Raw genomic sequence first — 26,544 nt, 5'->3', positions numbered from 1 at the left:
TTTCTTCTTTTTATTTGTTTGTTTTATTTTATACTAAATTGACATAATATCAGATACTCTTAGTAGTTCTCTGTCTATTTCTGTATGACCTTTGATTGCTTGTTCTAAGGGAGTTAATGAAATTTTATCATTCAATAAACCAACCATAAAATTCGATTTCCCTTCAAGTAATGATTCGACTGCTTTTACACCTAGTCTACTTGCTAAAACTCTATCAAAACATGAAGGAGCTCCACCTCTTTGCATGTGCCCTAACACTGAGACACGAACATCATATTCTGGAAAATTAGACTCAATGTAATCCTTTAATTCAAAGACGTTTTTACCAATCTTATCTCCTTCTGCAATCACTACTATACTCGAAGTTTTTCCTGTAGATTTACTTTTTTTGAGAGAATCTAACAATCTTTCTAATCCCAAATCTTCTTCAGGTATTAAAATTTCTTCGGCACCAGCTCCAATACCAGCGTTTAACGCGATATGTCCAGCATCCCTACCCATTACTTCAATTAAAAAGAGTCGATTATGAGAACTGGCTGTATCTCGTATTTTATCAATGACTTCCACAACAGTATTTAAAGCTGTATCATATCCTAAGGTATGACTAGTCCCGAAAATATCATTATCAATGGTTCCTGGAATTCCGATAACAGGAAAATTATATTCCGAATTAAACATCAATCCACCTGTAAACGAACCATCACCCCCGATAACAACTAATGCATCAACACCTTCTTTAACTAAATTATCATAGGCTTTTTTTCGTCCTTCAGGAGTTCTAAACTCCGCCGAACGCGCTGACTTCAAAAAAGTACCTCCTTTATTAATGATATTATTAACACTTCTTGGGCCTAATTCTTTGAAATCTCCTTCAATCATCCCTTGATAACCTCTATATATACCAACACATTCTATATTATGAAATGCACAGGTACGTACTACCGAACGAATAGCTGCATTCATACCTGGTGAGTCACCTCCTGAGGTAAGAACACCTATTTTTTTTATTGTTTTTGACATTTTTTTAGTATTAATATGTAAATTTAATAAACATCGATTACTTAATATAGTGATTTATTATATTTTTAATAAAATAGCTAAAATTCAAACGTTTTCGTTGATAAGTTTTCATTTTGGTAAAAAAAAATCAATATTTTTTAACAATAACCAAAATTGAGTTTGTATTTTGCAATATTCGCATTTTTTTAAACATTGTCTTCAAGTTATTCTTAAACAATAACTTACTTTAAATGTAAAAATAAAGAACAAAAATGTACTTTTACTTAATAAAAAATAAACAACAACTCAAACAACCTATTCGAAGTACTCACTTTAAAAATAAATTCAATATTATTAACTAAATTGACATTGTTACCTTGCAAACGTTCAAAGAACTACATTTGCTTTTCTATTATAATTTAATTGAGTGTTTGATTTACTCTTGTTTCGATAAATTTCTGCTAAGTATTCGGATCAAATAATATATTAGAACCCATCATTTATAAAAATTACTCAATTTTTTCATATATGTAAATTTTGCTTTTTATAGGTCATATATGATATGCTTCACCAATTCACTTCGCTCGGGTCGCCTTTTACTTATTGGTGTTTGTTTGCAACAAAGCTGTTACTAAAGGCGATTTCGTATATATATTGAAACTCAAATAAGACTTCTTTTTTATATCTTTGAAAAAAAAGATACTATGTTCAAATTTTTATCAAAAGTTAACAAGATGCTCCTACCCAGTTTTACCAAGCAAGGATTAGACATCTCAAAAGCCAAGAAATGGCAATTGGCAATTATTGGATATCGCTATGCTATTACCAAAAGAGCTTTAAAATAGAAACATCCAAGTTGAATTTATTAAAATCATGTATGGGCGAATTTCAGCAATATAGTACTGTTTTTTTTTAGTATGTTATTGCCGCAAAAATAGCATTTGTCCCTAATTTTTTTCTGCCATTTAAAAAAGTTAGTTCCATAATAAAGTTACATTGCACAATAGTTCCACCTAACTTTTCTACCAATTCACATACCGCCTTAGCCGTTCCTCCAGTTGCTAAAACATCGTCATGAATAAGCACTCGATCCCCTTTTTGAATGGCATCAGTATGAATCTCTAAGGTATCTTTACCATATTCTAAATCATAAGAAGCTGCAATGGTAGTAAAGGGCAATTTGTTAGGTTTTCGAACAGGTACAAAACCAACATTTAATTCTTGAGCAATTAAAGTTCCGAAAAAGAAACCTCTACTTTCTATCCCAATTACTTTGTCAATTCCTTTATCCCGAAGATTAGCTACCAAAATAGACAAGCATTCTTTTCTTGCAATAGGATTAATTAATAGTGGTGTGATATCTTTGAATACAACTCCATCGATAGGAAAGTCTTGAATATCACGAACATACTTATGAACTGTCATATTTTTTTATTTTTATACAAAATTACACTTGCAAATTACACATTTATTCCTATATTTGCACCCGCAAACAAGTTTACAATTAATCTCTATTAGTACACTATTTGTAACAAAAGGCCTCGTGGCGCAACTGAATAGCGCATCTGATTACGGCTCAGAAGGTTACTGGTTTGAATCCAGTCGAGGTCACCACAAAACCCTGAACATTCATTGTTTAGGGTTTTTTTATTTTAATGTTTTCATGTCAATTACAAAACGATATCGAACATCTCCTTTTACCATTCTATCATAAGCTTCATTGATATTTTTTATATCTATCAATTCAATATCAGAAGTGATATTGTTTACTGCACAAAAATCCAACATTTCTTGTGTTTCAGGTAATCCTCCAATTAAGGACCCTACGATACTTTTTCGACCAAAAATCAACCCGGCTGGATATAATTCATAGGCCGCTGGCGGAACTCCAATACATACATGGGTTCCCTTCACAGAAAGTAAATTAATATACTTATTAATATCGTGCTGTGCCGAAACAGTATCTACTATAAAATCAAAATATCCAGTAACACTTTGCAATTGTATTGGATCTGAAGTTACAACGAATTTATGTGCCCCCAGCTTCTTTGCGTCGGATTCTTTATTGGGCGATGTACTCAAAACAGTTACTTCGGCCCCAAAAGCAACTCCAAATTTAACTGCCATATGACCTAGTCCCCCAAGTCCTAAAACTGCTAATTTATGTCCCTTCCCAACTCCTAAAAATTTAAGAGGTGAGTAGGTTGTAATTCCGGCACAAAGCAAAGGTGCAGTTGCTGCCAAATCAAGTTTATCAGAGATATGTAAAACAAAATCTTCGTGCACCACAATGGTATTGGAGTACCCTCCATAAGTAGGGGTTTTATGATCTTGTTCCATTCCATTATAGGTTGCACTAAATCCATTGGAACAAAACTGTTCTAACCCTTCTTTGCAATTATCACATGTTCTGCAAGAATCAACTAAACAACCTGTACCTGCTAAGTCGCCAATTTTAAATTTTTTAACATGACTCCCCACAGCAACAACTCTACCTACAATTTCATGACCTGGAACCATTGGAAAAATGGCACCACCCCAATCATCCTTTATTTGATGTAAATCACTATGACACACTCCACAAAAAAGAATATCAAATTGTACATCATGTGGTCCAACGGCTCTTCTTTCAAAATTCCAAGGTGCCAAGTCTGATTGCGCATCTTGAACTGCATATCCTTTAGTAGCTATCATGATCTTACTTTTTTAAATTTCAATAAAATTAAACAATTCAACTGAATTACAGCAAGTTATATGTATTTTAAATTACACAATCGAACTTCAAAAAGATTACATGTCTATCGCTTTCCCTTACTGTTATAAAAGTTAATTCAAAAATAATTCTAAAGTAAAATCAAAATGTCTTTTCTTTGATAGTTTTCTTGAAATTAGCTTAACAAACAGATGCAACATTATAATTTTGATCAAAACTACCAGCTAATATCCTATAGTAGAGATGAACTAAATCATCAGGAATTTGAATGTTGTACTTTCAAAAGCTGTGATTTTAGGTCTTGCAATTTTATGGATGTAACATTTATTGATTGTACTTTTCTGGGGTGTAATTTTAATGGCGCCCATATCAATCATGTAGCCTTGAGAACTGTCACATTTAGAAATTGTCAAATTAAAGATGTTAATTTTGCCATGTGTGACAAATTACTATTTGATATAAATTTCTATAATTGCAAATTGGACTTTTCTAAATTTTACACCCAAAAAATAAAAGGAACCACCTTTGAAAACTGTAGTCTGATAGCAGTTGATTTTATGGCTTCCGATTTAACCGAGGTGCATTTTGATAACTGTAACTTATATCGTGCTGAATTTGACAAAGCAAATGCTAGTAAAGCAAATTTCAAAACCAGCTTTAATTACACCATAGACCCTACAAAAACCAAGATCAAAAAAGCAATTTTTGGTTTGAAGGAAGTAAATGGCTTACTCTTTAAACATGATTTACAAGTGTATTAATTATTTACACGATTTGACCGTCTAACATGGTTATCGTTCTATCTGAACGTTCTGAAAAATCATTGTCATGTGTTACAATTAGTAGTGTTTGTTTTTGTTCCTGAGTTAATTGTTTAAAAATATCAAAAACCATATCGCTATTTTTTTTGTCTAAATTTCCAGTAGGCTCATCTCCCATGATTATCAAAGGATCATTGATTAAAGCTCTAGCAATTGCTACCCGCTGTTTTTGCCCTCCACTTAATTGATTAGGCATCTTTAGAGCATGTTCGTGCATTTCTAATGTTTTTAAATGCTCCATAGCTTTAGACTCAATTTCCTCTTCGGATAACTTAGCTAGTTTCATTCCAGGTAACATAACATTCCTTAAAACATTATACTCGCTGAGTAAATAATGAAATTGAAATACAAAACCTATTTTCTCATTCCGAATTAATGCTAATTCTTTATCGGACTTTCCTGTTATGAGTTTACCATCTATAAACAATTGCCCTTCATAATCGGTATCCATAGTTGAAAGTAGATACAATAAAGTAGACTTTCCACAACCTGATTTTCCAACAATTGAAACAAATTCTCCTTTATTGACATTCATATCAATGTTTTTCAAAACTTGAAACTGAATAGGATCGTAAAAATATTTTGTCAATCCGATAGTTTGTAAAATATTTTTTTCCATCTTACTTTCCTCTAATAATTTCTACTGGATCAACTTTACTAGCTTTTAAGGCAGGAAACAAACCTGCAATTGTTGTTGTAAAAAGGGCAAAAACAATTCCGATACAATAATACACAATGGTAAATCGAATGGGATACGTCTTAATCGTAGGTAATGCTGGGGTTTCAAATGGAATTACATCAATTATTGAAGTAAATATAAATCCAAAAAGAAGTCCAAAAATTCCGCCAGCCAGGCCAATAATGAATGATAATGAAACGAAAATCCATTTTACATCGTTACCAGAAAAACCAGTTGCTTTTAAAATTGCAATACTGTCCATTTTTTCATAAATCATCATATTCAAGATATTGTAAATTCCAAAGCCAGCCACAATCAACAACACTATACCAACAGCATACGAAATAATGTTTCGAATTGCACTACCCGTTTCAAATTGTGAATTGGCTGTTTGATAATCAATAGCATCTAGCTGCAAGTTGTTTTGCAATTCTTTTGCCACCAATGGAGCCGAGGCCATATTATACAATTTAATTTGAATGTCTGTTATATAATTTTTAGGCTCTCCTAGCATTTTTTGAGCAGTATCTAATGAGGTATACGACATCGTATCATCAATTTCGGCAATTCCAATTTGGGAAATTCCAACAATTTTTAAAGTCGTCAAATTCCCTTTTGAAGTAGTCACTTTAATACGATCCCCAACTATCAAAAGCATTTTATCTGCCAATCCTTTCCCAATTATGATACTATTATTTTGTTCTAAATCTGCTATCTTACCTTCAATAATGTAATCGCTTGTTTGAAATAACTTTTCTTCAGCCAAAACCTCTATTCCATTAACAACTCCTGAAATTTCTATAGTTCCCGAATTAAAAAAAACAGGAGCTACCACTTTTGGAGCCACATCTATAATTCGTTTGTCTTCTTTTAAGGCTTTTATAATCGGAATACCATTATAAATGGATTTACCTCTATCTTTAGGTTTAACAGAATGAATAAAATTGGTGTTGTTTTTGAATTTTTCCGACAAATAGAGGGGCTGTTCCTTGGTAGGTTTTATTTCATTGTACAACCGAACATGAGGGGTTCTATTAAGCATTAAGCCATCTAATAAGTCATTTAAACCATTCATAAAACTTACCAATGAAATAAACATTGCAATACTAAATGTCAAACCAATCGCTGCCACAATGGTTTGTTTCAATCGGGCACGTAATAGGTGAAGTGCAATATTCAAAATGAGTTTATAATTCATTCTTTTGGTTTATATAGTGTTTCTGAAGCGTGTAAGCCTTCAAGAATTTCAACTTTTTTATAATCACTCAATCCTACCTTGACTTTCCTTTTTTCATCTTTATTTACTAGAACATAAGTACCTTCAATTAAATATTCTTTTGGAATTGTAATCGCATTTTTTTTGGTTTGAATAATAATATTTGCTTCAGCAGTAAGATTTGGGTATAATTTTGTTGGTGGTTTTACAAAACGAGCTTCAATCTTAAAAGTTCTAGATCGCTCATCCATAATTGGGAAAATTTTTGAAACGATTGCATCAAAAACAACACCTTTGTAGCTATCCATAGCAACGACGATATATTGCCCTAAACGAACACGTACCATATCGTTTTCGTCTACTTCTAGTTCTAATAAAAAATCATTGTTTTTACCAATAATGGCTATGGGTGTTTGAGTTGTAATAAAAGTTCCGTCTTTTACAGGAAGATCAAATAATTGCCCATCAAACTCGCTTTTTACTGTATAATCGCTCTGATTTTTTTGATTAATTTTTAAATTGACGGCATTTTTATTTTGCTCGTTTTGCAATTGGATTTTTAGTTGTTCCAATTGTTTCTTAGCAATTTCATAATTACTTTTAGAACTTTTATACGATTGTTCAATTCTATCATAATCAACTTGAGCAATTATTTGATAAGGCAAAACTCTTTGATTTCGTTGATAAACGGATTCATCTAAAAGCAACTTGTCTTTAGCCATTTGCACTTTGAGTTCAACTTCGGCTATTTTATCTTGTATATAAATATTTTCTTTGCTACTTAATTCATAGGCTAAAATAGCATTTTGGGTATTCAATTCAGCTTTTTCACTATCTAATTCGAACAACAATTGGCCTTTCACTATTTTTTGCCCCACAACCACCTTTGTTTTTTTCAAAATACCATTTACTGTTGCAAAAACAGTATACTGATCTTTTGCTTTTATAACACCTGAGGCATAAACACTTTCAGTTATTTCACTAACCGTTGGATGAATTTCTGAAGATTCTTTTTTGGAACAATTTATAAGAAGAATTGATAGAAAAGGCACTACTATTAAAAAACGTGTACGCATGGTATTTTGTTTATTACAAAGAAAATTACCTCATAAATATACACTTTTCTGATTAGTATTTGATTAAAAAATTGAACAAAATAGCCCTACACTATAGATGTAGCTCCATAATATAGTCTTCCATCAAATAGCCGTGTTCTAACTCAATGTTTACTTCGCTGCTGATCGAAAAACCCATTTTTTCATAAAAATTAATAGCTCTATTAAAACGATTAACATTCAAACAAATGCTTTGTGAACCTTGCTTTCTAGCTTTAGAGGCAATATAATCAATAAGTGCTTTACCTACTCCTTTGCCTTGAGCTGAGGGAAGTATATAAATTTTATGAATCTTGGTTTGTTTTTGATTATTGTAATTCGATTCAAATGAAGCAAAACCCAAGGTTTGATTCCCTTCAATGGCCAAAACAAATTGATGTCCTTTTTGCGTTACACATTTTTTTAATGCCGAGTCATTATAAAATTCCCCCAACATATACTCTAACTGAGCTTTTGAAAGAATTTCACCATATGCTACTGGCCATGTTTCGTGGGCAATGGCTCGAATTGTATCAAAATCCATACTTGTTGCAGGCAGAATTGTAATCATAGGAATTTAATTTAAACCAAGAATACTTTTTATTTTTATAAAAAACTAGCCATGAATGGTTTCATTTTTACCATAATTTGAGATGATAGATTCTTCAAAAGCTAGCCATTCTCTCCATCGTTTTTCTACATCAATGCCTACTCCGTATTTACGGGCATAGGTTATAAAAGTAGTATAATGTCCCGCCTCACTTTCCATCAAATCGCGGTAAAAAGAAGCTAATTCTTCGTCTTTAATATTTTCTGAAAGCACTTTAAAGCGCTCACAACTTCTTGCTTCAATCATGGCCGAAAACAATAAACGTTCTACCAAACCCGAAACACGGCTTCCATCACTACTTCTTTTCATATACAAATACAATTCATTTACGTAGTCGTCTTTTCGTTCTCTTCCTAACTTTAAACCTCTTTTAATGATAATGTTGTGAACTTGTTCAAAGTGATCCATTTCTTCTTTGGCTAAAGCTACTAAATCTTGCACCAAATCTTGATATTCTGAATTATTAGTAATGATAGTAATAGCATTTGTTGCTGCTTTTTGCTCACACCAAGCATGATCGGTTAAAATTTCTTCAATGTTTTTCTCTACAATATTCACCCATCTTGGATCTGTTGGTAATTGCAAACGTAATACGCCCATTTTTTTATTATTTAAAAGTTTGAAATTGTTTAAACCCAGATTCCACATTAGAAATCTACTACAACTAAATTACTTCACCATTTTTATATTTTTTAGCGGAGTTCAGTGAATGAATTTCTTCTTCAAAAACCAAGAACTTTTTTCACGAGTTTATATTTTTTGAGAGAAGTTCAAGATACGCTACGCTTGATTCTCCTATTTTTTAAATTCAAAATACAAAAGTAGTAGCTCATTGGTTTATATTTATATAGGTATTCGCTTAACGTTGTTTCTTTCTTCAAAAATAGTCCGTGAGCTCTTGCTTTTATTGAATAATTCAGTTTCGCTACGAAGTCTAATGCGGATTCTGGGTTAAAATTTAAAGATGTATTAAAAATGAAAAAAAGTTTAAAGTTTTGAAATGCATTTAAACATCAACAAAACCTTAAACCTTTAAACTTTATATTTCTAAACAAAAATTAGAAAACAAAGATAGCTCTTTCGCTCATCATTTCATTTACTTGAGCAGCAACTTCTTCAATAATATCTTCGTTTGTATGATTAGTTAACACTTTATCAATCATAGCAACAATAGTTTCCATATCTTCTTCAACCAAACCACGAGTGGTAATAGCCGCAGTACCTACACGAATACCTGAAGTTACAAATGGAGATTTGTCATCGAAAGGAACCATGTTTTTATTAACTGTAATTTCAGCTTTCACTAAAGCATTTTCAGCATCTTTACCAGAAATATTTTTATTTCTCAAGTCAATCAACATCATATGGTTATCTGTTCCACCAGAAATGATTTCGTATCCTCTTGCTACAAATGCTGCGGCCATAGCTTTTGCATTTTTTTGCAATTGCATCGCATATGTAAAGAATTCATCTTGCAAAGCCTCTCCAAAAGCAACTGCTTTGGCAGCAATAATGTGCATCAAAGGACCACCTTGATTTCCAGGAAAAACAGCTAAATCTAACAACGAAGACATCATACGAATTTCTCCTTTTGGTGTTTTGTGCCCCCAAGGGTTTTCAAAATCTTTACCCATCATGATTAATCCTCCACGTGGTCCACGTAAAGTCTTGTGAGTTGTAGTAGTTACAATATGACAATGAGGTATAGGATCATTCATTAATCCTTTAGCAATCAAGCCCGCTGGATGAGAAATATCAGCCATTAAAATAGCACCTACACTATCTGCTATTTGTCTGAAACGAGCAAAATCCATATCACGAGAATAAGCAGATGCTCCAGCAATGATCAATTTTGGTTGTTCTTTGGTTGCAATTTCTTGGATTTTATCATAATTCAAACGTCCTGTTTCTTTATCAACGCCATAAAAAACTGGATTATACAAACGTCCTGAAAAATTCACTGGAGAACCATGAGTCAAATGCCCCCCATGAGACAAATCAAACCCTAAAATAGTGTCGCCTGGTTTTAAACAAGCATGATAAACTGCTGTATTAGCCTGAGAACCGGAGTGTGGTTGAACATTTGCGTACTCAGCACCAAATAAAGCTTTGGCTCTATCGATAGCAATTTGCTCTACTACATCTACTACTTCACAACCTCCATAATATCTTTTTCCAGGATACCCTTCAGCATATTTATTAGTTAAAACAGAACCAGCGGCTTCTAATACTTCATCACTTACGAAGTTTTCGGAAGCAATTAGCTCTAATCCGTGTATTTGTCTGTCTTGTTCTTCAAGAATAAGGTCAAAAATTTGTTCGTCGCGTTGCATTTCTTTGTTTTTCGTTAATATGGTGCAAAAATACAAAAAAACGTTTGGTTACTACTTAGATTATAATATATTTGATGTGTAATTTTCAACAATATAATTAACACATTATGCCAATAACAGCAAATAATCCTAATATAAAATCATGGTTAGACGTACCAGCTGACAGTGATTTTCCAATTCAAAACATTCCATTTGGCGTTTTTTTAACCAAAGAAAATGTAGTAACTGTAGGAACTAGAATTGGTGATTACGCAATAGACCTAGGTGCATTACAACAACTTAATTATTTTGAAGGTATCGAATTAACAGACGACATGTTCATGCAAGATACTTTAAATGATTTCATCTCAGATGGTAAAAAAACTTGGCGCTTAGTTAGAAATAGAATTTCTGATATATTTAATCAAAACAACCCCGAGCTACGAGACAACACAGAACATAAAGAAATTGTGGTATTTAAAATCTCCGAGGTAGAAATGCAACTTCCAGTTTTGATTGGTGATTACACCGATTTTTATTCTAGCAAAGAGCATGCTACCAATGTAGGAAAAATGTTTCGTGATCCAGAAAATGCACTTTTACCTAACTGGCTTCATATTCCAGTAGGTTACCATGGAAGAAGTTCTTCCATTATTCCTTCAGGTATCCCTGTACACAGACCCATGGGACAAACATTGCCTAATGGAGAAACTACTCCTGTTTTTGGGCCTTCTAGATTAGTAGATTTTGAATTAGAAACTGCATTTATCACTACAGATGTGAATATTATGGGTGAAAACACTCCTGTATATGAGGCTGAAGATTACATATTCGGAATGGTTTTATTGAATGATTGGAGCGCTAGAGACATTCAAAAATGGGAATATGTTCCTCTAGGTCCATTTTTAGCAAAGAATTTTGCCTCCTCAATCTCCCCCTGGATTGTTACACTTGATGCTTTAGAGCCCTTTAGAACCAAAGGACCAAAACAAAGCCCTTCACCACTACCCTATCTACAACTAAAAGGTAAACATGCTTTTGACATCAATTTAGAAGTGGCAATTACACCCAAAAACGGTGTGCCAAATATAGTATCACGTTCTAATTTTAAATACATGTATTGGTCTATGAGTCAACAATTAGCACATCACACTTCTAATGGTTGTCGTGTTAATTCTGGAGATATGATGGGGTCAGGAACACTTTCAGGGCCTACTCCTGACAGCTATGGATCGATGTTAGAACTTACATGGGGTGGAAAAAACCCTATACAATTGAATGATGGTAGTGAACGAAAATTCATCAACGATTTTGACACTGTCACTATTAAAGGGTACAGCAAAAACAATGAAGTTCGCATTGGTTTTGGAGAAGTTTCAAGTCAATTATTACCTCCTTTCGTAAGGCAATAAACAAGAAAAAAAACAGGAATATTAAAAAAAAAACGCCATTTTCAAGTTAGAAAATGGCGTTTTTTTTAAACAATCGTGTATGGAAATTAAATTTTAGCTTTCAATTCTTTGTATTCGGCTGTCATTTCTAAGGCACTATATACATTTAAAAGGGTTTTAGCAACATCTGTATTTTTTGGATCTAGCTCTACTGCTTTCTTTAAATAAGGAATTGTACTTCTAAAGAGTTCTTCACGTTTCTTTTTCAAAACATCATAACGTTTCATATCATTAGCAGAAGTACCTAATTTATTCATCTCATCAATAATTGGTTTTTCATTTTCCAATTTTAATGCTGCAATATTAATATAAGCGTTAGTATAAGAAGGATTAATTTCAATTACTCTTGCATAATATTTTTCAGCATCAACAGTGTTTTTTGCATTTGCACTTAATACTCCTAAATTGAATACCAAGTCTGCATCATTTGGGTTTTTTACCAAAATCTCTGCTACTAATTTTTTATAAGTATCGAAATCTTTTGCCTCTAAATACAAATTAGCTTCTGTTAAAGCTAAAGAGGTATCATCAGGATTCGTTTTTCTAGCTTCTGCTACCGCTTGTTGTGCTTCTTTTGTTTTTCCTTGTTGCACAAGAATTAGGGCAACATTTTTGTAGATTTCACCTCTTTTGGACTGAATCACTTCTGTTCTTGGTTTTTCGTGCGTACCTAACTTTATCATACGATCTCTTTCTGCAGCAGTTGAGAACATATCCTCTTGTGAAGAAAGTTTGTTAACTGCAAAATAATTTGTACCCTTACCTGAATAATTCAATTTTTTTAATTCATCATAACCTTTAAGGGCTTCATCATAATTTTTTGCATTTACATAAGTAGAAGCTGCATAGTACAAATTAATGGTGTCTTTCTTGTCTAAAAGATAGGCGTCATACAATTTTTTGGCTGCAACCTCATATTTTTCTATTTTAGAATCAGAGATAGCTTCATTAATTAATTTGTATTTGATATCCATTACAGACTTTGTAGCTTGTGCAGTGTACTTAGATTTTCCAGATGTCTTCTCCACCGCAATCAACTCTTGGAATGCGCCTGCAGCTAATGATAAATTAGCATCTTTATCTACACTTTTGTTTGCTAAATCTAACATCACATTACCTTTTACAAAATAATATTGTGCTTTCTCAGCCTCTGGGGCATTAGTTACTAAAGATTCAGCCTCCAACAAAATAGTTTTTGCTTCATCTGATTTACCTGCTTTTAATGCTTTTTCAGCAGCTTTAATTTGATCTTTTTGTGCAAAAGTGGCTACTGAGATCAACATAGTTGATGCAAGTAATACATATTTACTTTTCATGGTATTCTATTTTTATTTATTTACTATTTATTTACTCTTCATCGTTAGAGTCATCATCTTCCTCTTCATCAATTACATCGTCTTCCTCTTCCTCGTCTTCCTCAACACCGTCGTCTTCAAGCACCTCTAAAACAGGTTTCACTCTTTCGACAGCAGACTCAGCATTATTTTCATCATCAGCATCGTCTTTCATGACTTTGGTAACAGCTGCTATTGAATCATTGCCTTTTAAGTTAATCAATTTTACTCCTTGAGTCGCTCGACCCATCACACGCAAATCCTCAATAGCCATTCTAATGGTTAAACCGGATTTATTGATAATCATCAAATCATCCGCATCAGTAACAGCATTAATCGAAATTAAGTTTCCTGTTTTTTCAGTGATGTTTAGTGTTTTCACTCCTTTACCACCACGATTTGTGATACGATACACATCTTCTCCGTCTTCATCAACAAGTTTGGTACGCTTTCCATATCCATTTTCGGTAACCACTAAAATCTGAGAATCGTTTATAGAATCTTTATCAATAGTAACCATTCCAATTACTTCGTCAGTTTCATCTTTTAAAGAAATCCCTCTAACTCCAGATGCGGTTCTCCCCATTGGACGTGTTTTAGTTTCTTCAAAACGAACTAATTTTCCTGATTTAACTGCCAAAATAATTTGACTTTCTCCGTTAGTTAATTGTGCCCCGAGTAATTCATCACCTTCTTTTATCGTAATAGCTGCTACACCATTCGCACGTGGTTTAGAATATTTCTCTAATGAAGTTTTCTTAACCTGACCTTGCTTGGTAACCATAATTAAATTATGACTGTTAATGTAGTCTTTATCCTTTAAATCTTGGGTGCAAATATACGCCTTTACTTTGTCATCACTTTCTATATTAACTAAATTTTGGATGGCTCTACCCTTGGCTGTCTTAGTTCCTTCAGGAATTTCATACACTCTCATCCAAAAACATTTTCCTTTTTGGGTAAAAAACATCATGTATTGGTGATTGGTAGCAACGAACATATGCTCTAAGAAATCTTGATCTCTTGTACCAGCACTTTTTTGTCCCACTCCTCCTCTATTTTGTGTTTTATACTCACTTAAATTAGTACGTTTAATATAGCCTGCATGAGAAATGGTAACAACAACACTTTCATCAGCAATTAAATCTTCGATACTTACATCTCCACCAGAATATTCAATTAAAGAACGACGTGCGTCTCCATATTTATCTCTAATCTCAATCAATTCTTCTTTTATCAAAGCAGTTCTTAAATTTATATCTGCTAACAAAGCGCGCAAATGATCAATCAATTTCATGATTTCTTCATACTCCGCTCTCAATTTATCTTGTTCTAGACCTGTTAATTGTCTTAAACGCATTTCAACGATGGCACGAGCTTGTATATCGGAAAGTTTAAATCTTTCGATCAATTTATCTCTGGCCTCTTCTGTGTTTTTAGATGCTTTAATTAGCGCAATAACTTCGTCTATATTATCAGAAGCAATAATTAGACCTTCTAAAATGTGTGCACGTTCTTCTGCTTTTCTTAATTCAAATTGTGTTCTTCGAATTACAACATCGTGACGATGTTCTACAAAATAATGAATCAAATCTTTAAGATTCAGCATTTGAGGGCGACCATTAACTAGTGCGATATTGTTTACGCTAAAAGAGGATTGCAGTTGTGTGTACTTATACAAAGTGTTTAAAACCACATTTGGAGTTGCATCGCGTTTTAATATATACACGATACGCATACCATTTCTGTCCGATTCGTCACGAATATTGGCAATACCATCAATTTTCTTTTCGTTAACTAAATCAGCAGTTCGCTTGATCATATCAGCTTTATTTACCTGATATGGGATTTCTGTAACGATAATAGATTCTCTTCCGTCAACTTCTTCAAACCCCACTTTGGCACGCATTACAATTCGGCCACGACCTGTTTTGAATGCTTCACGAACTCCTTCGTAACCATAGATTATACCACCTGTTGGAAAGTCGGGTGCTTTGATATGTGTGATTAGCTCATCAATTTCAATATCATTGTTATCAATATAAGCTAAGGTTCCGTTTATTACTTCAGTTAGATTATGAGGAGGCATATTAGTAGCCATACCTACTGCGATTCCTGTTGCTCCATTTATCAACAAGGTTGGAACTCTTGTTGGCATAACTTTTGGCTCGTATAAAGTATCGTCAAAATTCAATTGAAAATCAACGGTTTCTTTTTCGATATCAGCCATAATTTCTTCCGAAATTTTACGCATTCTTGCCTCTGTATAACGCATTGCTGCAGGGCTATCCCCATCTACAGACCCAAAATTACCTTGTCCATCTACTAATAAATAGCGCATACTCCATTCTTGAGCCATACGTACCATAGCATCATATACTGATGTATCTCCGTGGGGATGGTACTTTCCTAAAACTTCACCGACAATTCTTGCGGATTTTTTATGGGCTTTATTTGAAAAAACTCCTAAATCATACATTCCGTATAGCACTCTACGATGTACGGGTTTTAAACCATCTCTAACATCAGGAAGTGCTCTTGATACGATTACAGACATCGAATAATCGATGTAAGCTGATTTCATTTCATCTTCTATGTTAATAGGAATTAACTTTTCTCCTTCAGACATAAGTTGTTATATTAAATAATTATATTAATTTCAAAACGTGCCAATATACGGCTTTCTGAACTTTTTTTAACCATTTTAACCGCCTAATTTTTTTGATTTATTAACAATAAAATATCCTCTTTTAGTTAATAAATAACCTTAATTTTAACTTTGATTGTACTATTTTTTTTGTCAATTAGCTGACAGTTGCTATTACTAGGAATGATTTTTGTTTCTAAACTAGTAAATCAGTAAATTTACCTATAATATTAAAGTAATTATATATGGATGACAATTTTTCCCCTAGAGTAAAAGATGTTATTACGTACAGTAAAGAAGAAGCCTTACGATTGGGTCATGACTTTATTGGTACCGAACATTTAATGTTAGGCATTTTAAGGGATGGAAACGGAAAAGCTATCCATATCTTGAATAACCTAGATGTAGACTTAGACCATCTTCGAAGAAAAGTAGAAATACTTAGCCCTGCTAGCCCAATTAACTTAGAAGTAAATCTTGAAAAAAAGAATTTACACTTAACCCGTCAAGCTGAACGCGCTTTAAAAACAACCTTTCTTGAAGCAAAGGTGTTTCAAAGTACTTCAATTAGTACCGCACATTTACTATTGTGCATTTTGAGAAACGAAAACGATCCTACAACCAAGCTATTGAATAAACTAAAAATTGATTATGATTTAGCAAAAGAACAATATTTGAATATGACTCCAAATGATCAAGAATACATAGACAACTTGCCAAAAAACGAATCCTATAACGATGATTCAGGACAAGATGACAGTCTCAAAGAAGGAACTTTCAACAATCCTGTTAACAAATCCAACAAAAAATCTAAAACTCCTGTGTTGGATAATTTTGGTAGAGATTTAACTGAAATGGCCGAAGAAGGGAAACTAGACCCTGTAGTAGGTCGTGAAAAAGAAATTGAACGCGTTTCGCAAATTTTAAGCCGTCGCAAAAAAAACAATCCTCTTTTGATTGGTGAACCTGGAGTTGGAAAATCTGCCATTGCAGAAGGACTAGCTCTAAGAATCAATCAAAAAAAGGTATCGCGCATTTTATTCAATAAACGAGTAGTTACGCTTGATTTGGCCAGCCTGGTTGCAGGAACCAAATACAGAGGACAGTTTGAAGAACGAATGAAAGCCGTAATGAATGAGCTAGAAAAAAACGACGATATCATTTTATTTATAGATGAAATTCACACCATTGTTGGAGCTGGAGGAGCTACAGGTTCATTAGATGCTTCGAATATGTTTAAACCCGCTTTGGCAAGAGGTGAAATTCAATGTATAGGAGCCACTACATTAGATGAATACCGACAATACATAGAAAAAGACGGTGCTTTGGAAAGACGTTTTCAAAAAGTGATTGTTGAGCCCACTTCAGTTGAAGAAACCATTACTATTTTGAACAATATCAAAGACAAATACGAATCACATCATAATGTGACCTATTCTCCAGAAGCCATTGAAGCTTGCGTAAAATTAACAGATCGATACATGTCGGAACGTTTTTTACCAGACAAAGCAATAGACGCTTTAGACGAAGCTGGCTCAAGAGTTCATATTACCAATATTGATGTTCCAAAACAAATATTAGATTTAGAACGCCAGCTAGAAGAAGTTCGAGAATTAAAAAATTTAGTTGTTAAAAAACAAAAATATGAAGAGGCCGCTAAATTACGAGATGACGAAAAGAAAATAGAAAAAGATCTAGCCATTGCCCAAGAACAATGGGAAGAAGATTCTAAAAACAATAGAATTAATGTTACAGAGGATAATGTTGCTGATGTCGTTTCTATGATGACAGGTATTCCGGTTAATCGTATTGCTCAAACAGAAAGCAATAAGTTAGCTAAATTGCCTGAACTTATTCAAAATAAAGTAATTGGACAAAATGAAGCGGTTTTAAAAATAGCTCGCTCCATTCAAAGAAATAGAGCTGGTTTAAAAGATCCAAACAAACCCATTGGTTCCTTTATTTTCTTGGGTCAAACAGGAGTTGGGAAAACGCAATTAGCTAAAGTACTTGCCAAAGAATTGTTTGATTCAGAAGAAGCTTTGATTAGAATTGACATGAGTGAATACATGGAAAAATTCGCTATTTCAAGATTAGTAGGAGCACCTCCAGGATATGTAGGTTACGAAGAAGGTGGTCAATTGACCGAAAAAGTAAGAAGAAAACCCTATTGTGTGGTACTTCTTGACGAAATAGAGAAAGCACATCCAGATGTATTCAATATGATGCTTCAAGTGTTAGACGATGGATATTTAACTGATAGTTTAGGTCGTAAAATTGATTTTAAAAATACGATTATCATCATGACTTCCAATGTTGGCGCTAGACAATTAAAAGATTTTGGACAAGGAGTTGGTTTCGGAACTGCTGCCAAAGTTGCACAAGCAGAAGACAATTCAAAAAGTATCATTGAAAATGCTTTGAAAAAAACTTTTGCACCTGAATTCTTGAACAGAATTGACGATGTGATTGTTTTTAACTCTTTAGAGAAAGAAGACATCAATTTGATTATCGAAATTGAATTGAAAAAATTATATGCAAGAATAAAAGATTTAGGATATACCTTAAATCTTTCTGATAAAGCAAAAGCATTTATTGCTGACAAAGGTTTTGACAAACAATTTGGTGCCAGACCATTAAAAAGAGCCATTCAAAAATATGTAGAAGATGCTTTGGCCGAAGAGATTATCACTTCAAAAATAAATGTTGGTGACGAAATTTTCATGGACATCGAAGAGGGAGCTGCCGAACTAAAAGTAGACGTTCACAAAGCAGAAGAACCTACTAATCAATAGATTCAATCAAATTATTTATTTCAGCCCGTTATGTTTTTAACTACATAACGGGCTAATTCTTTATATTAATTTAACTTTTTTAAAAAACAAAAAGTTACTTTTGATCTATTATTAAACAAATTGCTGTATGCTACAAAACAAAGTCATCTTAGGAAGCGAAGAATGGTGTTCTTTCCCAGAGCTGAACATTCCTACTATCAAGGCTAGAGTAGATTCTGGAGCCAAAACTTCAGCTTTACACGCTATAAACATCGCTCCATTTATAAAAAACGAGAGTAATTGGGTAAAATTCGATATCAATCCTATTCAAAACAATAATAAAACAGTTATACATTGCGAAGCACCATTGGTAGACAAGCGAATCGTAAAAAGTTCAAGTGGCTATAGGGAGCAACGATATGTAATTCAAACCTTGTTGAAAATTGGTGAGGATACTTGGAATATTGAAATGACATTGACTAATAGAGATTCAATGGGGTTCCGTATGTTATTGGGTCGTGAAGCCATGAGTGGACGGGTATTGGTTGACCCAGAACAAAAGTACTTATTAGGTCAACCAACAGTAGAAAATCTAAAAGAATTGTATAAAAATGCTGAAAAAGCAAGATCAGGTTTGCGTATTGGCGTCTTAGCTAGTAATCCTGAATTGTACAGTAACAAACGCATTATGGAAGCTGGTGAAATGCGAGGTCATGAAATGCATTTTCTAAACATTAAGGAATGTTATATGAAATTGGATGCAAAAACACCTGAAATACATTATCGTGGGGGTATTATTTTAAACCAATTTGACGCAATAATTCCGCGAATCCGACCCAGTATAACTTTTTATGGTTGTGCCTTGACCCGACAATTTGAAGCTTTAAAAGTTTTTTGCTTAAACTCCTCTACTGCCATAACACAATCCCGTGACAAACTTTTTTCATTGCAATTATTACTCAATAATGGTGTCGATATCCCAACAACAGGATTTGCAAATTCTCCCTTAGACACCAATGATTTGATTAAAATGGTTGGAGGACCTCCTTTAATTGTAAAACTACTAGAAGGCACTCAAGGTAAAGGCGTAGTTTTAGCCGAAACCAAAAAAGCAGCTGAAAGCGTGATCAATGCATTCAAAAGTTTAAATGCTAATATATTAGTTCAAGAATTCATTAAAGAAGCAAATGGAAAAGATATTCGTTGTTTTGTAATTGATGGAAAAGTTGTAGCTGCCATTCAAAGAGAAGCGATGCCAGGGGAATTTAGAGCCAATATCCACCTTGGAGGGACAGCTTCAATTATTAAGGTAACTAGTGAAGAAAAAAAGATTGCTATCAAAGCAGCAAAAGCTATGGATTTAAAAGTTGCAGGGGTCGATATTATTCGTTCTGCCAAAGGACCATTGTTGTTAGAAGTAAACTCATCACCTGGACTTGAAGGAATAGAAGGCGCAACCAACAAAGATATTGCTGGTGAAATGATTAAAGCCATTGAAAAAAACTTTAGAGCTAAATCCATTTCTTAATATTACTTTAAAATTAAAACCCGCTAGTTCTTCTTATTAAAAGAAAATACTAGCGGGTTTTTTGTTTTTCCTCCACTGGCTACCGAAAAATGATTAAAAAGATACTCATTTTATTAAAATATTGAAAATAATGTATCGAAAAATCTGATGCATAAAGTTTGTATTTGTAAAATAAACAAAAAAAAGATTCCTTTTTTCTACTAATTCTGACGTGTTTTTATCGAAAATAAAAACATTTGACACTTTTTATTTGCCTTCATTTTTCAATGTAAATATTTCGTAAATTTGATTGTATTTTTTTATAAACACATGAATACTAATATATTATCAAAAATTTAACAATTAATAAAATGGAAATTTTAAAAGATTCAACAATGTTCAAAACAGGAAATTGGACTACAACGATTGATATTTATGATTTTGTAGTAAAAAACATAACTCCATATGAAGGAACAGCCGATTTTTTAGTTGGCCCTTCTGAAAAAACTACAAAATTATGGGAAGCATGTAAGCAACAATTATTAAAAGAACGACAAAATGGTGGTTGTTTGGCTATAGATACTGAAACAATTTCAAACATTACTGCATTTGGACCTGGTTATATCGATAAAGAAAACGAAGTTATAGTAGGTTTACAAACAGATGAATTGCTTAAAAGAGCAATGAAACCTTTTGGTGGTATAAAATTGGTTGAATCAGCAGTAGCAGAAAAAGGATTAAAAGTTTCAGAGCGTGTTTCGGATATTTTCAATTATGCTAAAGACCATAATCAAGCTGTATTTGACGCCTATGATGCCGAAATCAAAACCTTTCGTTCTAAACACGTATTAACAGGTTTGCCTGATAATTATGCTAGAGGAAGAATCATTGGTGACTTTAGACGTATGGCTTTATATGGTGCCGATTTTCTAATTGAAGCTAAAAAAGCAGATTTTAATGCGGTAACTGGAGAAATGACCGAACATAAAGTACGTTTGCGTGAGGAAATTACTAGTCAAATCAAAGCATTGCAAGACATGAAAATCATGGCACTATCCTATGGTGTTGATCTTTCTAAACCTGCAACAAACGCTTACGAGGCAGTACAATTTACTTACTTAGCTTACTTAAGTGCAGTTAAAGAACAAGATGGTGCCGCTATGTCTTTAGGAAATGTTTCGTCATTTCTTGATATTTATATTGAAAAAGACTTGCAAGATGGATTGATTACTGAAGAACAAGCACAAGAGTATATCGATCAATTTGTTATGAAATTGAGAATTGTTAGACACCTTCGTCCAGGTGCTTATGATGAAATTTTTGGTGGTGATCCAACATGGGTGACTGAAGCAATTGGTGGACAATTCCATGATGGTAGAACAAAAGTTACTAAAACTTCTTTCCGTTTCTTGCAAACCCTTTACAATTTAGGAGCTTCACCAGAACCTAATTTAACTATTCTTTGGTCAAAAAATCTTCCGAAAGGATTTAAAGATTTTTGTGCACAAGTTTCAATAGATACTTCATCATTACAATATGAAAATGATGACTTGATGAAAGCCAATAGAGGTTCTGATGATTATGGAATTGCTTGTTGTGTTTCTTATCAAAAAATTGGAAAAACGATACAACATTTTGGTGCTCGTGCCAATTTACCTAAAGCATTACTTTTGGCTTTAAACGGAGGTCGTGAAGAAGAAAAAGGAGCCTTAGTCATTAATAATATTCCTGAAATGAAGGATGAAGTGTTAGACTATGACAAAGTTCTAGCTGCTTTCAAAACTACTTTAGCTGAAGTAGCAAGAGTTTATGCAAAATCGATGTATATCATCCATTATATGCATGACAAATATTACTATGAAAGAGCTCAGATGTCATTAATTGATAGTGATCCAGAAATTGACATTGCCTATGGTGCAGCGGGTATTTCAATCATTGCCGATTCATTGTCAGCGATTAAATACGCTAAAGTAAAACCAATCCGAAATGAACAAGGTTTAACAGTTGATTTCAATATCGAAGGTGAATTTCCTCAATTTGGTAATGATGATAATCGTGTAGATGATATTGCCATTGAAATCACAAGTTTATTCATTGCTGAATTAAGAAAACACAAAACATACAAAAACGCAACTCCTACCCTTTCTTTACTTACAATTACTTCAAATGTAATGTATGGCAAAAATACTGGATCAACACCTGATGGACGAAAAGGCGGTGAATCATTTGCACCTGGAGCAAATCCAATGCATGGTAGAGATGTAAATGGCGCTATTGCTTCTTTAAACTCTGTCAGCAAATTGAATTATGAAGATGCTCAAGATGGAATATCGTATACTTTCTCTATGGTTCCAAAATCATTAGGAACATCTAAAGAAGACCAAATAAGTAACTTAACCACTACCCTAGATGCTTATTTTGGAAGAGATGCACATCATTTAAATGTAAACGTTTTAAATAGAGAAACGTTAATGGATGCTTATGAGCACCCAGAAAATTATCCACAATTAACTATTCGTGTTTCTGGATATGCTGTAAACTTTGTTCGTTTGTCAAAAGCACATCAGCTTGAAGTGATAAACAGAACTTTCCACGATAGAATGTAATTCTCAAATATTCATTTTGATTTACTAACTTTAAGCCTGTTTAGACAAATAAAATCTAGACAGGCTTTTTCAATTTTATATAGAATCATTATGTATTTTCCACAACAAACCAAAAAAAACGAGTTTCTAAATGAAAGTGAGGATCATTTACTTCGCATACATTCCTTAGAAACTTTTGGCACCCACGATGGACCAGGTATTAGAATGGTTGTTTTTACCCAAGGATGTCAATTCCGCTGTTTGTATTGTCAAAATCCTGACACACTCGATATCCATGGTGGTTCCTTAATTTCAATTGATGAGTTAGTAGAAAAAGCAATCAATCAGCAACCTTTTTTTTCAAAAAAGGGCGGTGTCACAGTTTCTGGAGGCGAACCTTTGCTTCATAGAAAACAATTAATTACTTTTTTTGAAAAACTGCATGAAAATGGTATTAACACTTGTTTGGACACTAATGGTCGCGTTTTAGACGATGCCACCAAGGAATTATTAGACAAAACAGACTTATTGCTTCTAGATGTTAAACATATTAATAATGATTGGCATAAAAAACTAACTAGTTTATCAAACAAAACCACCCTAAAAGTGGCAAATTATAGAGAAGAAACTGGAAAAAAAATGTGGTTAAGGTATGTATTAGTTCCTGGTTGGACCGATCAAGAAGAATACTTACATGAATGGGGGCGCTATTTTACCAATTATAAAACTATCGAAAAAGTAGAAATTATTCCGTTTCATCAAATGGGAAAACACAAATGGGATTTATTAAATTTTGAATACGCTTTTGCCGATGTAAAAGCCCCAACCCCCCAAGAAATAGAAAAAGCCACTTCTATTTTTAATCAATATTTTAAAAAAGTAGTTGTAAAATAAATTCACTATTAAAACTTTCAAAAAAATGGAAAGAAATAAATATATAATGGTCTTTGCTGGAATGATAATGCAATTATCCATAGGCTCTATCTATGCCTATAGCAAATGGATAGATCCTTTAAAAGAATTAAATTGGGAAGCACACGATACCAAAACAGCATTTAGCTTAGCGATTTGCTTTTTGGGATTAACAGCTGCTTTTATGGGTAAATTTGCTCAAAAGGTTGGACCAACTAAAGCGGGTAACATCGGTGCTTTTTTTCTCTGCATCGGACTTATAGGAAGTTCTTTGGCCGTTTCGCTTAAATCGATTGAACTATTTTATATGACTTTTGGAGTCCTACAAGGAATAGGTTTAGGCTTTGGTTATGTAGTACCCGTATATACCGTTGTAAAATGGTTTCCCGATAAACCAGGGTTAGCTTCAGGAATTATCATAATGTCGTTTGCATTAGGCTCTTTGTTGGCTTCTTTTATAATAAGTCCATTATATACTTCAGTAGGATTATCGAAAGCTTTTTTAATCTTAGGGATCGTTTATGGAATTTGTATGTTACTAAGTGCTTTATATTTAGCCAATCCGATGATACAAAACCCATCAAAAGAACAATCTTTAGCATTGACAGCCAAAGAAATTGTTTTTGATCCTCGATTTATTGCCTTATGGTTACTACTCTTTTTAAATGTTTGTGGTGGAATTGCGATTATATCAAAAGCAGCACTATTAGGAGAAGAAGTAGTAGGAATGAGTGCAAGTCAAGCTACTTTATTTGTAGCTATCATTGGTCTATTCAATGGTTTAGGTCGGTTATTTTGGTCCAGTATTTCAGATAAAATAGGTTGTTGGCTAACCTTCATGATCTTTTTGACAGTAAATATGATTTGTTTTGCAATCATACCTTTTGTTGCTTCAAATAGTACTTCTTTTCAAATAGTCACTTATATTATTATTGCAGGCTATGGAGCCGGTTTTTCAACCATGCCTTCTTTTGTAAAATCAATTTATGGTGCTGATAATTATGGACAAGTTTTGGGTTACATTTTAACTGCTTGGTCTGCTGCCGCTTTTGTTGGTCCGATACTTTTGGAATTGACTCATGAAATCACTATTTTCTACTTATTCTCCCTTCTAATCGGAATCGCTTTATTGGTTGGATTTTGGTTGAAAAAATTGATCTGATTTTAAGAAAATAATTATATCAAAAAGCGCTCAAAACACTATAATTTGAGCGCTTTTATTTTTTTTAGGTAGTCTATATCATCATTATTACCTTATTTAGTTGTCCAACTTGTAAACGGATGCTCACTCAAATAGCCGTTGTAATAGCGGTGATCATTGGTAACTTCTTCTCCTAGCCAATCAGGTTTTAGAAACGTTTCTGTTTCAGATGATAGTTCTATTTCGGCCATTACCAAGCCTTCATTTTCGCCATAAAAAACGTCCACTTCAATGACGTGATTTCCAGATTGTATTTCATAGCGCGTTTTATCAATTGTGCCTTTCTCACACAAATGCATCAATTGCTGCGCTTCTTCAACCGGAATTTCTTTCTCCCATTCAAAACGAGATAAACCACTTTCATTACCTTTTCCTTTGATGGTCAAAAAACCTTTACCTCCTTTAATTCTCACTCGAACTGTTCGTTCTGGGTTTTTACTAATATATCCCTGAGCTATTCGATTATGAGCAAAAGCTTGAGATATAAAATCAGTGGAGGTTACTAGAAATTTTCTTTCGATTTCTATCATTTTAAATATTTTATTTATGAAAAATAGCTTTATCAAAATGCCAATCTGCATTTTTTTTGTACCAAAGCTGCCCATTTTCGACTTCCAAAGGACAATCAAAATTATTGGTATACAAAGCTCCAGTTCCTAAACCCTGAGGCATTTTTGAATTTTGAAGGTAAGTCCATTGCGCAATCGCATTCAAACCAATATTGCTTTCTAAAGCTGAAGTAATCCACCAGCCAATTTTATATTTATCAGCTAGACTAATCCATTCTTGAGTTCCTCTAAAACCACCCACAAAACTAGGTTTCAAAATAATGTATTGCGGTTGAATTTTTTGTAACAATTGCTCCTTATCAGCAAGAGAAAACACACCGATTAGTTCTTCGTCTAAAGCAATAGGAAATGGAGTGGTTTTACATAGCTCTGCCATAGTGTCAGCGTTGTTTTTTGCAATCGGTTGCTCTATACTATGTAATTTAAAACCAGCTAGTTGTTCCAATTTATATAAAGCTTCATTTGAATCAAAAGCACCATTAGCATCTACCCTAATTTCTATTTGATCTTCGGAAAAATGAGTGCGGATATAGGCTAATAATTCCAACTCTTTTTCAAAATCAATGGCTCCGATTTTAAGTTTTATACAACTAAAACCTTGTGCAATTTTCTCTTCGATTTGGGCTTTCATAAACGAAGGTTCGCCCATCCAAACAAGTCCGTTTATCACAATAGATTGATATCCATTGGTAAAATCTGATGAAAAAAGTAAAAATGGATTTTCGCTTTTGAGCGACAAAAAAGCCATTTCGACCCCAAATTGAATCGAAGGAAATTCCATTAAAGCTTCCCACAAAGCGCGCTCTCCTAAATGAATATTTTCGCAAACCCACTGCAATTTGGTTTCATAATCCGGACGATCATCCGCACTTAAACCTCGAAGAATCCCGCACTCTCCTATTCCCCATTTTCCATCTTCTTCCAACAACAGAAACCACGTTTCCTTAGTGGTCATAACGCCGCGTGACGTTCCTGACGGACGTTTAAAATCAAGTAAGTATTTATGATAGGTTGCTTTCAAAATTGTGTCTTTCTAAACTGTTCTGTGTATTTTATTTATACTCTACTTTTTCTTGCTTCCCCTTTTGGTACTAACAAGACTGAATCATCCTTTGTATTT

Annotated in this window: 21 protein-coding genes and 1 tRNA gene; 9 read left to right on the top strand and 13 right to left on the bottom strand. The window is 33.4% G+C overall.

Annotated features, from left to right (window positions below; translation table 11 throughout):
• Window positions 1–33: 33 nt before the first annotated feature.
• A complete protein-coding gene (pfkA, locus tag ACSVH5_RS04765; protein WP_438060313.1) occupies window positions 34–1,020 on the bottom strand; it encodes a 6-phosphofructokinase in 987 nt (328 codons plus the stop codon).
• A gap of 683 nt (window positions 1,021–1,703) precedes the next feature.
• On the opposite strand from pfkA, the gene ACSVH5_RS04760 reads away from it, so the two are divergent.
• Window positions 1,704–1,844, top strand: coding sequence for an SsrA-binding protein (locus ACSVH5_RS04760; protein WP_438060312.1), 141 nt, complete (start codon window positions 1,704–1,706; stop codon window positions 1,842–1,844).
• 67 nt (window positions 1,845–1,911) lie between these two features.
• Here ACSVH5_RS04760 and ACSVH5_RS04755 read toward each other — a convergent pair whose 3' ends face one another.
• Window positions 1,912–2,424, bottom strand: a complete 513-nt coding sequence (locus ACSVH5_RS04755) for an adenine phosphoribosyltransferase (protein ID WP_438060311.1) — start codon at window positions 2,422–2,424, stop codon at window positions 1,912–1,914.
• Between the two features lie 112 nt (window positions 2,425–2,536).
• Between ACSVH5_RS04755 and ACSVH5_RS04750 the strand changes: the two genes are divergently transcribed.
• Window positions 2,537–2,613 (top strand) — tRNA-Arg (locus ACSVH5_RS04750).
• Between the two features lie 33 nt (window positions 2,614–2,646).
• On the opposite strand, the gene ACSVH5_RS04745 is transcribed toward ACSVH5_RS04750, so the two are convergent.
• Complete coding sequence (locus ACSVH5_RS04745; protein ID WP_438060310.1) at window positions 2,647–3,693, bottom strand: NAD(P)-dependent alcohol dehydrogenase; 1,047 nt, start codon at window positions 3,691–3,693, stop codon at window positions 2,647–2,649.
• A 210-nt stretch (window positions 3,694–3,903) separates the two neighbouring features.
• Here ACSVH5_RS04745 and ACSVH5_RS04740 point away from each other — a divergent pair, with 210 nt between their 5' ends.
• The gene (locus ACSVH5_RS04740) at window positions 3,904–4,473 is read left to right on the top strand and encodes a pentapeptide repeat-containing protein (protein WP_438060309.1); all 570 of its coding nucleotides are present in this window, start codon (window positions 3,904–3,906) and stop codon (window positions 4,471–4,473) included.
• Between the two features lie 4 nt (window positions 4,474–4,477).
• Here the strand turns inward: ACSVH5_RS04740 and ACSVH5_RS04735 are convergent, their stop codons facing one another.
• The 6 genes from ACSVH5_RS04735 to glyA all read right to left on the bottom strand — a co-directional run bounded on the left by ACSVH5_RS04735 (window position 4,478) and on the right by glyA (window position 10,465).
• A complete protein-coding gene (locus tag ACSVH5_RS04735) occupies window positions 4,478–5,152 on the bottom strand; it encodes an ABC transporter ATP-binding protein (RefSeq protein ID WP_438060308.1) in 675 nt (224 codons plus the stop codon).
• 1 nt (window position 5,153) lies between these two features.
• Window positions 5,154–6,410 carry an ABC transporter permease gene (locus ACSVH5_RS04730; protein WP_438060307.1) on the bottom strand — a complete coding sequence of 419 codons (1,257 nt, stop codon included), beginning with the start codon at window positions 6,408–6,410 and terminating at the stop codon, window positions 5,154–5,156.
• Window positions 6,407–7,504, bottom strand: a complete 1,098-nt coding sequence (locus tag ACSVH5_RS04725) for an efflux RND transporter periplasmic adaptor subunit (protein ID WP_438060306.1) — start codon at window positions 7,502–7,504, stop codon at window positions 6,407–6,409. Before ACSVH5_RS04725 ends, ACSVH5_RS04730 begins: the two co-directional genes overlap by 4 nt.
• Before the next feature lie 91 nt (window positions 7,505–7,595).
• Window positions 7,596–8,093, bottom strand: a complete 498-nt coding sequence (locus tag ACSVH5_RS04720) for an N-acetyltransferase family protein (RefSeq protein ID WP_438060305.1) — start codon at window positions 8,091–8,093, stop codon at window positions 7,596–7,598.
• A gap of 45 nt (window positions 8,094–8,138) precedes the next feature.
• Entirely contained in the window at window positions 8,139–8,732 is a 594-nt protein-coding gene (locus ACSVH5_RS04715) for a tRNA-(ms[2]io[6]A)-hydroxylase (RefSeq protein ID WP_438060304.1), read from the bottom strand.
• A 458-nt stretch (window positions 8,733–9,190) separates the two neighbouring features.
• Window positions 9,191–10,465, bottom strand: coding sequence for a serine hydroxymethyltransferase (glyA, locus tag ACSVH5_RS04710; protein ID WP_438060303.1), 1,275 nt, complete (start codon window positions 10,463–10,465; stop codon window positions 9,191–9,193).
• A 107-nt stretch (window positions 10,466–10,572) separates the two neighbouring features.
• On the opposite strand from glyA, the gene fahA reads away from it, so the two are divergent.
• On the top strand, window positions 10,573–11,856 hold the full coding sequence (fahA, locus tag ACSVH5_RS04705; RefSeq protein WP_438060302.1) for a fumarylacetoacetase: 1,284 nt from the start codon (window positions 10,573–10,575) through the stop codon (window positions 11,854–11,856).
• 86 nt (window positions 11,857–11,942) lie between these two features.
• On the opposite strand, the gene ACSVH5_RS04700 is transcribed toward fahA, so the two are convergent.
• Both ACSVH5_RS04700 and gyrA read right to left on the bottom strand, forming a co-directional pair.
• Complete coding sequence (locus tag ACSVH5_RS04700; RefSeq protein WP_438060301.1) at window positions 11,943–13,211, bottom strand: tetratricopeptide repeat protein; 1,269 nt, start codon at window positions 13,209–13,211, stop codon at window positions 11,943–11,945.
• A gap of 31 nt (window positions 13,212–13,242) precedes the next feature.
• The gene (gyrA, locus tag ACSVH5_RS04695) at window positions 13,243–15,858 is read right to left on the bottom strand and encodes a DNA gyrase subunit A (protein WP_438060300.1); all 2,616 of its coding nucleotides are present in this window, start codon (window positions 15,856–15,858) and stop codon (window positions 13,243–13,245) included.
• 263 nt (window positions 15,859–16,121) lie between these two features.
• Between gyrA and ACSVH5_RS04690 the strand changes: the two genes are divergently transcribed.
• The 5 genes from ACSVH5_RS04690 (at window position 16,122) to ACSVH5_RS04670 (ending at window position 24,816) form a co-directional block, all read left to right on the top strand.
• A complete protein-coding gene (locus ACSVH5_RS04690) occupies window positions 16,122–18,671 on the top strand; it encodes an ATP-dependent Clp protease ATP-binding subunit (protein ID WP_438060299.1) in 2,550 nt (849 codons plus the stop codon).
• Window positions 18,672–18,798: 127 nt separating this feature from the next.
• Window positions 18,799–20,178 (top strand): 30S ribosomal protein S6--L-glutamate ligase, encoded by a 1,380-nt coding sequence (rimK, locus tag ACSVH5_RS04685; protein WP_438060298.1) that lies wholly within the window; start codon window positions 18,799–18,801, stop codon window positions 20,176–20,178.
• 350 nt (window positions 20,179–20,528) lie between these two features.
• Complete coding sequence (gene pflB / locus ACSVH5_RS04680; RefSeq protein ID WP_438060297.1) at window positions 20,529–22,763, top strand: formate C-acetyltransferase; 2,235 nt, start codon at window positions 20,529–20,531, stop codon at window positions 22,761–22,763.
• A 90-nt stretch (window positions 22,764–22,853) separates the two neighbouring features.
• Window positions 22,854–23,636, top strand: coding sequence for a pyruvate formate-lyase-activating protein (pflA, locus tag ACSVH5_RS04675; RefSeq protein ID WP_438060296.1), 783 nt, complete (start codon window positions 22,854–22,856; stop codon window positions 23,634–23,636).
• Window positions 23,637–23,661: 25 nt separating this feature from the next.
• The gene (locus ACSVH5_RS04670; RefSeq protein WP_438060295.1) at window positions 23,662–24,816 is read left to right on the top strand and encodes an L-lactate MFS transporter; all 1,155 of its coding nucleotides are present in this window, start codon (window positions 23,662–23,664) and stop codon (window positions 24,814–24,816) included.
• Window positions 24,817–24,908: 92 nt separating this feature from the next.
• Here ACSVH5_RS04670 and ACSVH5_RS04665 read toward each other — a convergent pair whose 3' ends face one another.
• Complete coding sequence (locus ACSVH5_RS04665) at window positions 24,909–25,385, bottom strand: CYTH domain-containing protein (RefSeq protein ID WP_438060294.1); 477 nt, start codon at window positions 25,383–25,385, stop codon at window positions 24,909–24,911.
• Between the two features lie 10 nt (window positions 25,386–25,395).
• Complete coding sequence (locus ACSVH5_RS04660) at window positions 25,396–26,445, bottom strand: o-succinylbenzoate synthase (RefSeq protein WP_438060293.1); 1,050 nt, start codon at window positions 26,443–26,445, stop codon at window positions 25,396–25,398.
• Window positions 26,446–26,544: the final 99 nt, after the last annotated feature.

Origin of the sequence: Flavobacterium sp. RSSA_27 (genome assembly GCF_051547125.1) — a bacterium.
Taxonomy (GTDB): domain Bacteria; phylum Bacteroidota; class Bacteroidia; order Flavobacteriales; family Flavobacteriaceae; genus Flavobacterium.
Note: the sequence above shows the minus strand (reverse complement) of the source record. Positions and strands in the feature narration are given on the sequence as shown.